The following is a 14,836-nucleotide window of genomic DNA, read 5'->3' as shown; positions in this document are numbered from 1 at the left end:
GCGCAACATAAATTATCGCATCATCTTTCGCAAGATATTTGTTGATGCCTTACTCCCCAATAATCTTCACCACCACCCGCTTCTTGCGGCGGCCGTCGAATTCCCCGTAGAAAATCTGTTCCCACGGCCCGAAATCGAGTTTGCCGTTGGTGATGGGCACCACCACTTCGCGGCCCATCACCTGACGTTTGAGATGGGCGTCGGCATTGTCTTCGCCGGTGCGGTTGTGGCGGTATTTCGAAGTCGGTGCGTGCGGCGCCAGGCCTTCCAGCCAGGCATCGAAATCCTGCAGCAGGCCGGATTCGTTGTCGTTGATGAACACCGAGGCGGTGATGTGCTGCGCCGCGACCAGCACCAACCCTTCTTGTACGCCGCTTTTGGCCACCAGCGCTTCGACTTGGTCGGTGATGTTGAGGTAGTCCCGGCGATGCGGGGTGTTGAACCAGAGGTATTCGGTGAGGGATTTCATGGGGCGGCTCCTTTGAGGAATCTTTCGCGCCGGCGAAAAGCGTAACGGTTGAACAACGTGCTGCGCAAGCCCCATGTGTCACCGTGACCAACGTGTCCCAACCAGGCCTGCACTGAGGCATTGACCGTCTGCCAGGACAGGCGGCTTCTCCCGAAGGCGCGCTGCAAAAACCGCAGACGCAGCCGGCTGCGTTTGACGCCGCTGCGCAGCAAGCGACGGTGCGTGGGGAAGACGCGAAAGCCGAGAAACGGAATTCCCTGGGTCACCGGATAGACCGCGACCTTGCGCTCGTGCAATTGCAGCCGCCAATGCACCAAAAAAGCCTGACAGTGCTGCCGGCACCGGTGCAGCCAGGCTTTGTCATCGCTGAACACGAGAACATCATCAACATAACGAATGTACCCCGGCGCGCGCAAGGTCTCTTTGACAAAGTGGTCGAAGGGATTCAGATAAACATTGGCGAAAAACTGGCTGGTCAGATTGCCGATGGGCAAGCCCTTCGCACGCTCGAAAGGCGTGAAAAGATCATCTCCGGGGAAATGGAAATGTGCCGGCTCTTGGGGATTGCTGCGGGTAACCACTTGCGCGATCAGCTCACGCGTGGGGCGGCAGGCAATCGTCCGGTCGATCTCCGCCAACAAAATGAGGTGATCGAGGCACGGGAAATACTTGCGAATATCGAGCTGCAATACATAGCGGAAGCGCCGGCAAAACTGAGTGCAGCGGTCGAGCGCGGCATGCGTGCCCTTGCCGATTTGGTTGGCATAACTGTCGCGAATGAATTTGGCCTCGAACAGCGGCCCGATGACATTGATCAAAGCATGATGCACGACGCGGTCGCGATAGGGCGCCGCGCTGATCATGCGCGGCTTGGGCCGGAAAATACGGTGCGTGCGAAAGCTGCCGAAGGGGTAACTGCCGGTGCGCAGCAGCCGTTGCACCTCCACGAGATTCTCAGCTCGCCGGGCATTGAAGACGGCAACTTCGTCACGAAAACGCTTGCCTTTCTCGGCCTTTTGTGAGGCGAGATAGAGATTTTCAAAGGCACAGATCTCATCAAAAAGATTGAGGTAGCTTTTCAAATTGCAGCCTTGGGTCTATTGTGAAAAACTCATGCAGGGCTTTGTCGTGTCTCTGGCCCTTTGCCCCTTGCCACTTGCTTGATCCAACCGCCCAAATCCGTGCCAATCTCGTACAGGCGATTGCTCGCAAAAGCAAGTTGTTTTGTGCTGAGGAATTTCATGCGTGTGCAGATGGCAAGCAGACGACGGAGTTTTTCGAGCTGAATGTTGGCGCGCTGCAGCTTTTCCAGCTTGTCCTTGCTGTAATAGGCATCGGCCACTTCTTCCAAAATGTCCAGCAGGATCTTGACGCTGCGGTCGCCGAGCAGGAATTTGTAATTGCGCGGAAAGCTTTCGAGATGCGGCAAATACCACACGATGAAATCTTCCAGGCGGGTGAGCAGGTTTTCTTTTTGGGCCATGGGTTTAGTGCCGCGGGGGGTTCTTCGCAAGGCGAACCATAATTTGATGTGGCGCGCCTGAAGGCGCTACTACAAACAAAATGCTACGACAAACAAATGCCCGGCCGCGGCGTTCGAAGACTGCTCTACCAGCCGCTACCGGGCTTTTTTATGTTTGTTCCCACCTTGCGGCAGGACGCCGGACAAGCGCTGTGAACACCCATTACTCCACGCTCTGCCAACCCGTGGGCTGTCAGATTCTGAGAGAATGAGTCTGGGTTCTTGAGGCTTCTTGCCACCTGCAACTTGCCCCTTGCCCCGGGTGTTTTGGCGCACCGAAAGCCGATATTATTGTTGCGAATATCCGGCTCGTTATTGTTGCGGTAGGCGCACGCCGCGTTGTCTGGTTGATTGTTCCACGCGCCGCCCCGCAGCACGCGCGATAAGCGCCTGCCCGTAAAGCAAAATTAATAACCCAGACTGTGGCAGGAAAATTCCTCAAATTTCAAAAAAATTTTCGAGGCAAAACGCGCTACAAGCGCGTTTTGCCTAAAAGTAGTCTTAAATTCTCTTGCCCCTTGCCTTTTGCCCCTTGCTCTGAGTGTAAAGGGTAAAAGGGAAAAGTGCACAGGGTGCTCAGGTTCTGGCGCACCGAAAGCCGATACTATAGCTGCGAATATCCGGCTCGCTAACGTCGCGGAAGGCGCACGCCGCGAAGTCTGGACGATAGTCCCACGCGCCGCCCCGCAGCACGCGCGTCTTCTTCGTATCATCGTAGTAGTCCGTACACCATTCCCATACATTACCCGCACTATCGCAACATCCATAGGGAGAATTTACGTCAGCAAACTGCCCGACTTTCATGGTCATTACGCGGCCGGTGAATTTTTTCGGGTATTCATTTTCCCACCAGGGCTTCCAATCTTTCTCATAGTCCCAAAGATCCCTTTCCGCCCAATAGCTCGCACTGTTGCAGTTGTTGCGGTTCCATGTGTAGCCCCAGGGCCAACGCCGGCCGTCAATGCCGCGGCTGGCTTTTTCCCACTGCTGCTCGGTGGGCAAAACTTTGCCGGCCCATTTGCAAAAGGCTTGGGCGTCATTCCAACTTACCTGCACGACCGGGTGGTCAAGGTTCTTTTCGGTTTGATTTTTGAGTGCAAACGGATTGCGCCAGGTTGCCTGTTTGACTTGTTTCCAATCGCCACCGACAAGCGTCCAGCCACCACCACTCTTTTCGGCTTCAGTGACGAAGTTGGTAGCCTTGACAAAGGCAAAAAACTGTGCGGCAGTTACCGGCATCTTGTCGATCCAGAGGCCCTTTTCGAGAATAACGATTTGCGGCGTCTTGCCGCCGTACTGGCCGCCATAGATGAACGGCCCAGCGGGCACGTAGACCATTTCCACTTCGAAGCCGCCGGGCAGCCGTGAAACAAAGCTGCCGTCCTGGCGGCGGTCAATGCCCTCGGGCAGGCCCTCCTGCTGCAGCGCCTGCACGACTTGCTTGCGATAAAAGTCATCGCGGCGCAGCTCCGGCAACAGCAGATAGTGCAGGAAAGTCACCACCGCGTTGCTGAGCGGCAGCGGGGCGGCGGTGCCGTCCCGCAGCTTGGGCGCCAGCTCTTCGGCGACGAGAAATTCCTGAATCGAACGATGAGAGAATTTGTAGTGGGTGTCACCCGGCCGGATCAAAAACGAGCAGGTGAGAAAATCACGGCTTTTGGTGTTGATCTCCACCGCCTCGGCGCGGGAAAACCGGTTCTCGATCAGCGCTTTGACCTTTTCCGCCGGAAAAGCGGATTCGTCATTTTTCCAGCATTCCATCGCCAGGCCGCGCAGGAGTTCCAGCCGCTGGGTCCGCGGGTTTTGCCGTGGCCACAGCCGTCCGCGTTTTTTCTCCTGGCGTTCCAGCTCGCCGTTGAGATAATCGCGGTAGAGCACGGCGGGGTCGATGTCCAGCTTGGGCAGACCCTTTTGCTCGCGCGCGCGATTTTCTTTGAGCAGGCGCGGCAGGGTTTTGGCGATCATGTCCAACATCACCGCGCGCTTGCCGAGGTCGAGCAGGTCTTCGATTTCACCCATCTTTTCCAGATAGAAATCGGCGTTGCCCTCTTTGTCTGCCTCGCTGTCTGCGATGAGCGGCAGGCGGCGTTCGAGGAAGGTGCGCATTTGTTCCGGAGAGAAGTTCGCCAGCCGCAGCAGTGCCCAGCGCTCGCGCTTCTGTTTGATGGGCGTGACCAGCGTGGCCTTGGGCTTGAGCGCTTTTTCAATTTCATGCTCGTCTTCAAAATACTCTTCGCGGCTGGTGAGAATCACCCGGCTTTCCGGCGCCGGGGCGAGCTTGGCCAGCTCTTCGAAAGCCTGCTTGATGGCGTCGAAATCCGGTACCTGCGCGATCATTTCATCGAAGCCGTCGAGCAGAATCAGCAGCAAACCGGCGCGGTTCATGTGGTCGAAGGCCTCGAAGGAGGCCTCGGCGGCACCGCATTTCGCCAGCACCGCGCGCACCAACCCCTCGATGCCGACATGATGCTGATAATCGTGCAGGCGGATCAGAATCGGAATACGGCCCTGAGCCTGGCCGGCAAGCTCAAAGGCGAGTTTGCGGCAAAAAGAGGTTTTACCGACGCCGTATTCGCCGACGAGGGAAAGGAAATTCTGCGGCTGGGTGAGCCAGTCGTTGGTGATGTAGTCGAACAAATCGTGGCGTTGGCCGTTGTCCTCGAATTCCACCGGCACATAGTATTGCGCGATTTCATCTTCGTCTTTCTCCCATTCCAGCCGCAGCCGGTCGCGGTAAAGCTCGAAGTCGATGAGCTGGGCCACGAGTTGATCGTAGCGGCAGGGGCTCCAACCGTAGGTTTTGGCATTGGTGTAAACGCCGGGAGTGAAGCCGAAGTTTGTAACCAGCACGCCGCTGTTGGCCTGGCCGCTGCTCTTGGCCAGGTGCAGCGTGCCGAGAATGTTGTTGGTGAGCAGGCTTTCGTCGGCGCGGCCCTGCATGGTGTCCACGCAATGCACCAGCAGCCGGTCCGGCTCAGCGCCGGGCCGCGGTTTGGTGAAGAGAAAATCCAAAGGCTGGCTGGCAATGGCGAAGTCACGCTCGGCCAACCGCCAACCGCTCCACAGGTAGATGCTTTTGACTTTGTCGCGAAAAGCCTGATGGCCGGGCAAATCGGCAGGCAGCGTGGGCAGGGTGAAGAGGTTTTGCCTAAGCCAGTTGGCGAAGTCTTCCCCCAGCGCTTGTTGCGCGGCGGAGAGCGCCTCGACTTTTTCAATCAAATGCTGCAAGCCGGCGAGGATTTCTGCGCTGGCTTCGGCTTGCTGCATGAGTTGCTCGAGTCGAGCAGGATCATCCGCCTTCTGCGCGCCGGCGAATTTCTTGATCCAGTCAGAAAAATGCTCGGTGGCCAGGCCGCCGAGAATGCCGCCCACGGCTTGCGCAATGGCAGCGGGATCACCGCCGGCCGCAGCAATCGGTAACAGAATCGCGCCGGTGAAAAAAGTGCGCAGCGCCACCTGCGAGCGCTGTTTCAAGCTGGAGCCGGCTTTTTTCAGCTCGGCGTGGAGCTGTTGCTGAATCTGCGGCTGCAAGCGGGGCAGCAGGTTTGTGGGATCAGCAGAGGCAGGTGGCGGCTGAGGCATGGCAGTTTCTCCCTGGAGGAAATCGGATCAGCAGAACCGGGTCTATCCAAAACGGATTTCGCCGCTTTACAGCCAAAACGCATTCGGCAGGTGTTTGATTTCGACCTCTTCGCCGCGGCGCGCCACCGCGATCACGTCGAAGCGGCAGTCGCGGTTTTCGATTTTGTGAACCGTGAGATAGGCCAGCGCCACCCGGCCGATCTGGCGCTGCTTGCGGCGGGTCACCCAGTTGAACGCCTCGCCCATGGCCTCCGAGCTTTGCGTCTTCACCTCGACGAAAACCAGCATGCCGTCGTGCTCGGCGATGAGATCGATCTCGCCGTGGCCGTGGCGGAAATTGCTGGTCACGATGGTGTAGCCGAGCTGTGCGAGATATTCCGCGGCGCGCTGCTCGCCCCAGTTGCCCAGCTTGTTGCTCGCTTGACTCATCGTTACCCTCCCCAAAAGAAACGCGGTAAACGGAGAACGAAACCGCAGGACGCTTTACTCCCTGCCGGCCGAGCGGCGCGGCTTGAATGAGCGGCGATGAATGGCGCACGGCCCGAGTTTTTTCAGCGCGGCAAGATGCGCGACCGTGCCATAGCCCTTGTGCTGATCGAAACCGTATTGCGGAAAGCGGCGATGATAGTAGCGCATGATCTCGTCGCGCACGACTTTGGCGAGAATCGAAGCGGCGCCGATGGTGAACGACAGCCCGTCGCCTTTGATGATGGCGGTTTGCGGGAAATCGCAACCGAGCAGCGGGCGGCCGTCGATCAACACGTGCTCGGGCAGGGGATCAAGCTCGGCAATGGCCTGGCGCATCGCCATCTGCGTGGCCTGGTAGATGTTCAGACGGTCGATATCTTCGGCGTTGACGATGCTGATCGCATAACTGGTGCATCGCTCGATCAAAAGCGGATACAAATCGGCGCGCGCTCGCGGGGTGAGTTTCTTGGAGTCATCGACGCCGGCGATGCGCTCGCCGGGCGGGAACATGATGGCGGCCGCCACCACCGGGCCGGCCAGCGGGCCGCGGCCCGCTTCATCCACGCCGGCGATGTGCTGCAAGCCTTGCTGCCACAGCCGGTTTTCATAATGCAGTTTATCCAACGCAACTCGCATGCGCGGTGACACCCTCGCCTTCATCTGACTTTCATTACCGCAAAGGGAATTTTGCAATGCCGCAATATAATCCGGCCGGCGTGGGAATGCAATGAGAAAAAAGGCTTGCAGGTTCAGGCGCAAATCGGTAATATTTGCCGAACCTGATGCGCAGGTTATCGAGGTCAAAGTTGCCCGATTCACGGCCATGCCAGGGAGGCAAAACACATGACCTACTCCGAAGCCGGATTCCATTTTGATGAGGAGGAGATCGCGCAGGTTGCCGAGACATTCAATCTCGACACCGACTGTCTGCAGGTGGAGTTTTTCAGCCCCGGCCATCAGGGCATCTTCGTCGAGACCGTGGCCAACCGCAAGTTCCGTATCCATCTCAGCCTGGAGGAAAAACGCATCGTCGCGGTACAACAGATTGCCGGCCCGACCACGCGCGGCCTCGAGACGCCGGATCCTTTTGCGAAATACAAAGCATTCATGAAGTAGCCGCGGCAGGCTCTGGCGGCAGTGCAAGCTTCCGCCTCCCGGCAAGTGTACATGCCTTCAAATCAACCAGCCGGACGGCCGCGGTAGCATTCTTCACTCTCCGTTCATCATTTTCAATCATCACAAGGACTGTTCGTCATGTCACGGCATCGTTCCTCTTTGTTGCCGAGTTTGATTATCGGTATCGTGGCGGGCGTCGTCATTGCGACCGTCTATTTTCATTCCCCCTCGCCCGGCCGCCAGGCGCCGGCCGCCAGCCGGGATTCGCTGTCGATCACACCGGTGGCCGCGCGCACGGAAACCAACACGCTGCTGGCCGACGAGCGCAACACCATCGATATCTTTCAACGATCTTCGCCCGCGGTGGTGTTCATCGTCAACAAAGCGCTGCGCCGCGACTTCTTTTCGCTGGATGTCTTCGAAGTGCAGCAAGGCTCGGGCAGCGGTTTCATCTGGGATGACAACGGCTACATCGTCACCAACTTTCACGTAGTGCAGGACGGCAATGCCTGGAGCGTGACCCTGAGCGACAATTCGACTTACGACGCCGAGCTGATCGGCACCGAGCCGAGCAAGGACATCGCCGTGGTCAAGATCAGTGCCCCGCGCGCGAAGCTGTCGCCGGTGGCCATCGGCACTTCCGATGACTTGCGCGTCGGCCAGAAGGTGATTGCGATCGGCAATCCCTTCGGCCTGGATCAGACTCTGACGACGGGCGTGGTGAGTGCGCTCGGCCGCCAGATCAAATCCGGCAACAATCGCACGATCGAAGGGGTGATTCAAACCGACGCCGCCATCAATCCCGGCAACTCGGGTGGGCCGCTGTTGAATTCACTGGGGGAATTGATCGGCATCAACACCGCCATCTACAGCACCAGCGGCTCGAATGCCGGCATCGGCTTCGCCGTGCCGGTGAACATCGTCAAGCGCGTGGTGCCGCAGTTGATCCGCTATGGCAAGGTCATTCGGCCGGGTCTGGGCGTGGGCATCGTCGATGATTCATTTGCGCGGCGGTGGGGCATCAAGGGCGTGATTATCGGCCGGGTGCAGCCGGGCGGTGCGGCGGCGCGCGCCGGCTTGCGGGGCATCACCCAGAATCGCTGGGGCGAGGTCCGCCTGGGCGACGTCGTCGTCGGCATCAACGGCAAGCGCGTCACCAACATCGACGAGCTGAGCAATGAGCTGGAGCGTTATCAAATCGGCGAGACCGTAACCGTGAACATCCTGCGCGGCGAGCAGGAAATGTCGGTACGCGTGCGGTTGCAGGAGCTTTAGGCACACCAGTCAACTTGCCTCTGCGACGCAGCCAAGCTGGCTCATCCCGCGGCCGCGCTGGCCCTTGCAAAACAGGCCGGCGCGGCCGTGTGCATTTGCGGGCGAATCGCCGGTCATGCAGGCGAGAGCTTGTGAATCACCGGGCGCGGTGCTGAATATTTCACAAAGTCGCTCCTGAATGACGACAGGCGGGAGTGGCCTCTTGGTGAGGGTACGGCACTATGCCGCCTGCGCCATCACGATCTTGCGGCCGTTGCTGCTGTGCTCCGCATTCACGGCCTCGCCGTGCTGGCTCAGGTCCAATCCGAGTTCCTCCTGCTCCGCCGGCACGCGTAGCGGAATCAGCCGGTCAGTGAGTTTGTAGAGCAGGAATGATCCACCAAAGCTGTAGAGGCTCACGATCACGATCGCCAGCAGGTGATGCAGGAACACCTGCGGATTGCCTGCGAGCAGCCCCACCCCCTGCGCGAACACACCGGTCGCCACCATTCCCACAATGCCGCCCACACCGTGACAGGGAAACACATCGAGCGTGTCGTCCAGCGTCGATTTGGATTTCAGATGCACGGCATAATTGCTCACGATGCTCGCCAGCGTGCCGATAAAGATGCTGGCGCCCACGGTCACGTAGCCCGCGGCCGGCGTGATTGCCACCAATCCCACCACTGCGCCGATGCACGCGCCCAGCGCCGAGGGCCTACGGCCGCGCGCACCATCGAACAGAATCCAGGCCAGCATGGCTGAGGCCGAGGCCGTGTTGGTGGTGAGAAACGCCAGTGTGGCGGTCTCCGAGGCTGCCAGCGCGGACCCGGCATTGAAGCCGAACCAGCCAAACCACAGCATGCCGGTGCCGAGGATCACAAAGGGAATATTGGCAGGGGCATGGGGCTCACGACTGTAATCCCGGCGCCGGCCCAACACCAGCGCGCCCGCCAGTGCCGCCAGCCCGGCGGACATGTGCACGACCGTGCCCCCGGCAAAATCCAACACACCCCATTGCCGCAAAAAGCCCGCAGGATGCCAGGTCCAATGCGCGAGCGGCGCGTAGATGAACAAACTGAACAGGCAGATAAAGAGCAAATAGCTCGAAAAGCGCACGCGCTCCGCGAACGAGCCGGTAATGAGCGCCGGCGTGATGATGGCGAATTTGAGCTGAAACAGCGCGAACAGCACCAGCGGGATGGTCGGCGCCAGCGCCGGATGTGTGGCCCCGCCGACGCCGCGAAACATAAAATAGGTAAACGGGTTGCCCACCAGGCCTGCAATGCTCTCGCCGAAAGACAAACTGAAGCCCACCACTACCCACAGCAGGCTGATCACTCCGAGCGCGATGAAGCTCTGCAGCATGGTGGAAATCACATTCTTCATGCGCACCATGCCGCCGTAGAAGAACGACAGCCCAGGCGTCATGAGCAAAACCAGAGCCGTGGCGGTCAGCATCCAAGCCACATCGCCGGCGACGATCGGCCCGCCGCTTTCGGCCGGAACGGAAGCGGGAGTCAAAACCCCAAGAACGCTCACTGCCAACAGAATTCCAAACGGGAGAAGCCAGCGCTTTTTTCTCATATTCGCCCTTTCGCTTTGGTGGATTGGAGTTTTTTGGGGAAATCACTCGACCCAAATCATACATAAATTAGTTATGCCGTTATGCTATTCTGCATAACTAAATTAAATAATGGCGGCGAATATATGACAAAAATCACGATTGATCAACAAAAATTTTTGTTGATCTGCTCATTTTAATAAAAAAATAAGTCCAGAAGACGAATTCGTCTTCTGGACTTAGAATCTTGAACAACGCTGACGTCACTCTTTGTCGGCTTGCTTTGCTGGCAGGAGCCCTAAGATTCAATTGCCCGCATGCCGCAAAAGCCTGAGACCAGCCAAATCAAGTTGTTGTTTTTTCATAAAGAAGAAATCCACCTTCGGATCAACTCCACACCCGCCGTATCCACCCGGCTCGTGCCGATCGGCGGCATGAACTGCGTGCTATCCGGCAGCGTGCGCGCCAGCAATTGAAACAATAGGCTGGCCTCGGGTCTGCCCGGCTTGATGCGCACCAGAGCGGTATCGCCGGAGGCATATTTCTCCGGCCGGACGTTGATGGTGCTTTGCTTGAGATACGCATAACGCAAATCCAAGCCGGTGGTGGAGAAAACCGGAGAATGGGGATTGTGGCAATTCGCGCAGTTGCCGTGCAGATAGCCGATCGCTGCTGCCTCCAGCGGCGCGCCGGGGATATCCACCGGAGAATCTGCCGGCGGTTGCATGAAGATGTTCCGGGCTGCCAGCACCCGCAGTTGATCCCCGCCGTTGCTGGCGGCAACACCACTCAAGCGAATCGCCTCGAACCCGATGATGAAATCCTTCTGAGGCTGATGGCAGGCCAGACAATTCAGCCGGCTGGGGATGGTGTAGACATAGCTGCCCAGCGGCAGGCTGAAGGAAAAGCGAATCTCGCTGCCATCGGTGAGGAAGGCCTCCTCGCCGGCGCTGTTCCACTGGTACACGCCCACCTGCCAGCCGGTACTGCGGCGCTGCAGCACGCGCGTCTCGATTTTGCGCAGCGGCAGGCCGTGATTGCCCATCGCCGTCAAGTAAAAGGTCTTGAAGAAAAGCGTGCCTTCGGGATAAACCCAATGCTGCGGGTCGTGGTTGTCGATCTTGCTGCCCGGCGGCAAGAACAGAAACCGGCTCTTGTCGTTGTCATCCGAGTACAGGGCATAGCGCACGGTGTAGGGAATGATGCGGCGGTCGGGCGTTTCGGCAAGCGGGTCGTCGTACAATCCGGTTTGCGAAATCTTCTCGGGCAGCGCGGCGGTGGGATTGTCCAGCAGCGTCACTTCCGGCTCGGGCGCGATGGGCGTGCCGCGTTGCGCACAGCCGGCCAGCAGCGCGGACAAGCTCAGCATAGCAATCAGTCTCACAATCATGGCTGCTCACCACTTCATTTTGATGGTAACGTAGGCAAAGTTTGAATCATCAGCTTCGGGATTGCCGTCACGCACGAAATCTCCCACCAGAAAACGGCTGAGGCCCAGGCTGAGGCTGACGCGTTCGCGAAAATCATGGTCCACCTGCACATCGAGTTCATGGCCCAGTTCGATGCTGTCTCCGGGCCGCGCGGGCAACAGGGTCTCGGCGCGCTGGTCGAAATTGAAACCGCGCACCACATACCAGGCATCATTGCCGTGCGCGAGGCGTAGATAATGCCACTGCGCGCGCAGCCGCCACACCGGCGCCGGCGCGACCTCGGCGGTCAGAACCACGTCGGCGATGTTGCTCCAGCTTGCGTAATCCATCGCGCCGAATTGGCCGTGGCTGGCGGGAAAGAGCGCGGAAAAGGTTTCGAGCTTGTTGTCTTTGGGATTGCTGTCGCCCGAACCGAACTTGTACGCCGCGCCGACTTGCGGTGCCCAGGTTTGCCACAGCTTGACCTGGCCTTGCAGCACGAGCGCGTAGGCGGCAACGTCCAGACTGCCGTGCCGGCCGGTTTGAAATGCGCCCTCGGCGTCATAGGCCAGGCGCGACCAGAGTGTGCCCGCGAGCCGGCCGCCCAGCGTGCCGAGCATCAGGCTCTTGCCGCTGCTGCTGCCGATGGGGAAATCGCGATCATCCACCAGCAGCAGCGCGTAGAGATCCAACAGGCGCGTGCTGATCTTGCCGGTGGTCAAAAAGGCGCCGGCGAGTTCTTGATTGCCATCAACACGGGTGGCGTTTTTGTCGCGGATTTGCGCCACCCACAAATCGAGCGCCAAGTGGTTGGGCCGGTAGAGCAGGCGCGCGGCTTCGAAGGCGCGTCCGGTATTGCCCCATTCCGGAGCCGCCACCAGTCGCCGGCTGCCCAGATTCAATTCCTGGCGGCCGAACCGCAAACTGAGCGGCTTGCCGGCGAGCTGGCGCAATTCGAAATAGGCCTGATACACATCCGCATTGCTGAGCGGCTGCGTCGTGCTGCCGGCCTCACCCCACAGCCGGCTGTCCTGGAGTTGCACAAAAGCTTCCAGATTGTTGGGCAAGCGCCAGTGCAAGCCCACCCGCAGGCGCTGCAGCACGAACACTTGCTCGTCACCGAGTTGGGAATCGAAATCCGCATTTTGGCGGTACTCCGAGCGGTTACGGAGCTCACCGGAGATCTCCAGCGGCGTTTGCGCCGGCAGTACATGCGGCAACAGGCAAACGCCCGAAATCAGCACCCAATGCAAAGCCCTCATCGTTCTCATTTCGACCAATCCTTTTCTGCTTGAGTATTTTCAATATTGACGCATGCGTTAATTTGGCAAAGATGGCGGCACCGGGGTTGCGCACGGCAGTAGCAACTGGAAACACGTGCCGCGGCCCACGGTGCTGGTCACGGTGACGGCACCGCCGTGCTCGGTGACGATCTGCTTCACGATTGCCAAGCCCAATCCCATGCCCGATTTCTTGGTGGAAAAATACGGCTCGAAAATGCGCGGGAGATTTTCGGCCGGGATGCCCGGGCCGGTGTCTGCCACGATTATCTCCACCTCGTCTGCCGCATGGCGCGTCTGCATGGTGACTTCTGCCTGCGGCGAAGATTGCAGCGCATTCTCGAGCAGATTCAACAAAACCCGCCGCATCGCCTCCCAATCGAATATCATCACTGGCAGGCTTTGATCCAATTCCAGTTTCAGCACGCGCTGGGTGTAAAGGCGGGCGACTTCCATGACGAGATCATTCAGTTGTGCCGGCGCCGGATGCAGCTCGGGCAGGCGCGCAAAGTCCGAAAACTCGCGCACCAGGCGGCGCAGCTTGTCGATTTCCTCGTTGATGATGCCGCTGCTTTCACGCAGAGTGGCACGGTAGTTTTCATCGTCGCCGCGATAGGCATCCTGCATCTGCTGCACCAGCAACTGCACCGGCGTGAGCGGGTTTTTGATTTCATGCGCCAGCACCCGCGCGATTTCCCGCCACGCCGCCATCTTTTCCAGCGCGATCACTTGTTCCTGGTGCCGCCGCAAATCCTCCACCATCGTGTTGAATGCGCGGGCCATCGCGCCAATTTCATCGCCCGCGCGCACCGGCGCGCGATGCTGCCAATCGCCCTGCGCGATGCGACGTGCACCCTCTTCCAAATCCTGCAACGGCGCGGTAATGCGCGTTGCCAAGTACCAGCCCAGTCCCACGCTCAGCAGCAGCACCGGCGCATACACGGCCAGGAAAACCGCGATCAAGCTTCGTTGCAGGTGCGTCCTTTCGAGGTCGATGATGTTGAAGAACTGCGCAGCACGCAAGACCGCGACGGTCTGCCGGCGCAGGGCCTCCGGAACTTGCCGTTCGCCCACAAGCACGGAACCTTCACCGAGTGCAAGCGCCAGCCGAATCGCGAGGGAATCGCTGCCGGCTTCGCTCAAGGAATCAAGAGGCAGCGGTTGCGTGGGGCGAGGCGGCAGTTCTTGTACTGTTGCCTGGGCCGGCCAGTGGCGCGCAAGGTTGCCGTGGCCGTCATACAGCGCCAAGCAATGTGCCGGATCAGGAGAGGGCGCGGCGGCGGCATTCTCCTCTCGCAAGGCTGCGGCGACCTGCTGCAAATCCCGGCCAAGCGCGGCGCGTTCCTGTTGCGTGAGCTGCTGCACCGCCTCGAGCGCGGCATTGAGGCCCTCTGCCGTCTGGCTGTGCAGTCCAATGGCCAGCGCCTTGTCCAGCAGATTCTTGGCGAGCCAGGCGACCGTGACCGCCGGCAGCAGGGTGAGCAGCGCAAACGTGAGAATGAATTTCGAGCGCAACCGTTTCATGGTTTGCCGGTGAGCTGAAGCGGCGGCGAAGTCGCCCACGCCGAGGCGCCGTGCACGCGCTCCTGGCCGCCGAGAAAAAAAGACAACAACCGGCTGACGTTCACGCTGAAACCGGAACGGCCGGATTCCGAAGCTGCCGCGGCCTCCTGCAAATCCGCGGACTCGATGCGTTCACGCCACTGGTGATTCTGCCGGCTGCTGATGGGAATGACGGTCACCTGCAGGCGCACACGGCAAGTGGGAACGGCAGGAAGTTCGGCCAGCGCCAGCACCGGCAGCCGTGTGAGCGTGCTGCAGATTTTTTCTATTTCTTCAAAAGAGCTGCCGGTGCGGCGGCGGTGATTCGACACAACGTGATAACGCTGCGCCCAAATGTCGTATCTGATCTCCATCACCTGCAACGCCGCCGCCACTTCGCGGTTGCGCTCGTTGATCACGCGGAAATCGCAGCGCACCACGGTGGGCAGGCCGCTGCGAATGGTGTTGGCGATTTTGTTGGAGAACAGATCGGCCATCTGCGCGTCGACCAGCAGACTGTCGCGCTCCAGGACTGCAGTCAGTGCAGTGATGCGAGGCGCTTGTGCGGCAAGCGGAAGGGCGAGCGGCCACGGGAGCAGGAGGATTGTCAGCAGCAGGCGGCGCATGGCG

The 14,836-nt window shown here is 59.4% G+C and carries 14 protein-coding genes; 2 read left to right on the top strand and 12 right to left on the bottom strand.

Going from position 1 to position 14,836, the window contains the following annotated elements; all coding sequences use genetic code 11:
• Window positions 1-49: 49 nt before the first annotated feature.
• From L6R21_20135 to L6R21_20105, 7 genes are all read right to left on the bottom strand, one after another.
• The gene (locus L6R21_20135) at window positions 50-469 is read right to left on the bottom strand and encodes a secondary thiamine-phosphate synthase enzyme YjbQ (protein ID MCK6561512.1); all 420 of its coding nucleotides are present in this window, start codon (window positions 467-469) and stop codon (window positions 50-52) included.
• A complete protein-coding gene (locus L6R21_20130) occupies window positions 466-1,551 on the bottom strand; it encodes an RNA-directed DNA polymerase (protein ID MCK6561511.1) in 1,086 nt (361 codons plus the stop codon). Before L6R21_20130 ends, L6R21_20135 begins: the two co-directional genes overlap by 4 nt.
• A gap of 29 nt (window positions 1,552-1,580) precedes the next feature.
• Window positions 1,581-1,952 (bottom strand): diversity-generating retroelement protein Avd, encoded by a 372-nt coding sequence (avd, locus tag L6R21_20125; GenBank protein MCK6561510.1) that lies wholly within the window; start codon window positions 1,950-1,952, stop codon window positions 1,581-1,583.
• Between the two features lie 125 nt (window positions 1,953-2,077).
• On the bottom strand, window positions 2,078-2,368 hold the full coding sequence (locus L6R21_20120) for an SUMF1/EgtB/PvdO family nonheme iron enzyme (GenBank protein ID MCK6561509.1): 291 nt from the start codon (window positions 2,366-2,368) through the stop codon (window positions 2,078-2,080).
• A gap of 199 nt (window positions 2,369-2,567) precedes the next feature.
• The gene (locus L6R21_20115; protein ID MCK6561508.1) at window positions 2,568-5,573 is read right to left on the bottom strand and encodes an SUMF1/EgtB/PvdO family nonheme iron enzyme; all 3,006 of its coding nucleotides are present in this window, start codon (window positions 5,571-5,573) and stop codon (window positions 2,568-2,570) included.
• A gap of 66 nt (window positions 5,574-5,639) precedes the next feature.
• Window positions 5,640-6,002, bottom strand: a complete 363-nt coding sequence (locus L6R21_20110) for a YraN family protein (protein ID MCK6561507.1) — start codon at window positions 6,000-6,002, stop codon at window positions 5,640-5,642.
• Window positions 6,003-6,056: 54 nt separating this feature from the next.
• Complete coding sequence (locus L6R21_20105) at window positions 6,057-6,701, bottom strand: ribonuclease HII (GenBank protein ID MCK6561506.1); 645 nt, start codon at window positions 6,699-6,701, stop codon at window positions 6,057-6,059.
• A 183-nt stretch (window positions 6,702-6,884) separates the two neighbouring features.
• On the opposite strand from L6R21_20105, the gene L6R21_20100 reads away from it, so the two are divergent.
• Together L6R21_20100 and L6R21_20095 are read left to right on the top strand one after the other, a co-directional pair.
• Entirely contained in the window at window positions 6,885-7,157 is a 273-nt protein-coding gene (locus L6R21_20100) for a hypothetical protein (GenBank protein MCK6561505.1), read from the top strand.
• Between the two features lie 138 nt (window positions 7,158-7,295).
• A complete protein-coding gene (locus tag L6R21_20095) occupies window positions 7,296-8,432 on the top strand; it encodes a trypsin-like peptidase domain-containing protein (protein MCK6561504.1) in 1,137 nt (378 codons plus the stop codon).
• Between the two features lie 219 nt (window positions 8,433-8,651).
• On the opposite strand, the gene L6R21_20090 is transcribed toward L6R21_20095, so the two are convergent.
• The 5 genes from L6R21_20090 to L6R21_20070 all read right to left on the bottom strand — a co-directional run bounded on the left by L6R21_20090 (window position 8,652) and on the right by L6R21_20070 (window position 14,832).
• A complete protein-coding gene (locus L6R21_20090; GenBank protein MCK6561503.1) occupies window positions 8,652-9,998 on the bottom strand; it encodes an ammonium transporter in 1,347 nt (448 codons plus the stop codon).
• 338 nt (window positions 9,999-10,336) lie between these two features.
• The gene (locus L6R21_20085; protein ID MCK6561502.1) at window positions 10,337-11,365 is read right to left on the bottom strand and encodes a hypothetical protein; all 1,029 of its coding nucleotides are present in this window, start codon (window positions 11,363-11,365) and stop codon (window positions 10,337-10,339) included.
• Between the two features lie 6 nt (window positions 11,366-11,371).
• Window positions 11,372-12,655 carry an alginate export family protein gene (locus tag L6R21_20080; protein ID MCK6561501.1) on the bottom strand — a complete coding sequence of 428 codons (1,284 nt, stop codon included), beginning with the start codon at window positions 12,653-12,655 and terminating at the stop codon, window positions 11,372-11,374.
• 48 nt (window positions 12,656-12,703) lie between these two features.
• Complete coding sequence (locus L6R21_20075; GenBank protein ID MCK6561500.1) at window positions 12,704-14,188, bottom strand: ATP-binding protein; 1,485 nt, start codon at window positions 14,186-14,188, stop codon at window positions 12,704-12,706.
• Entirely contained in the window at window positions 14,185-14,832 is a 648-nt protein-coding gene (locus L6R21_20070; GenBank protein ID MCK6561499.1) for a DUF4390 domain-containing protein, read from the bottom strand. The genes L6R21_20075 and L6R21_20070 overlap by 4 nt, the downstream gene beginning before the upstream one ends.
• Window positions 14,833-14,836 lie beyond the last annotated feature (4 nt).

Source organism: bacterium (assembly GCA_023150945.1).
GTDB lineage: Bacteria > Zhuqueibacterota > Zhuqueibacteria > Zhuqueibacterales > Zhuqueibacteraceae > Coneutiohabitans.
This window is presented reverse-complemented; position numbering and strand designations above follow the sequence as displayed.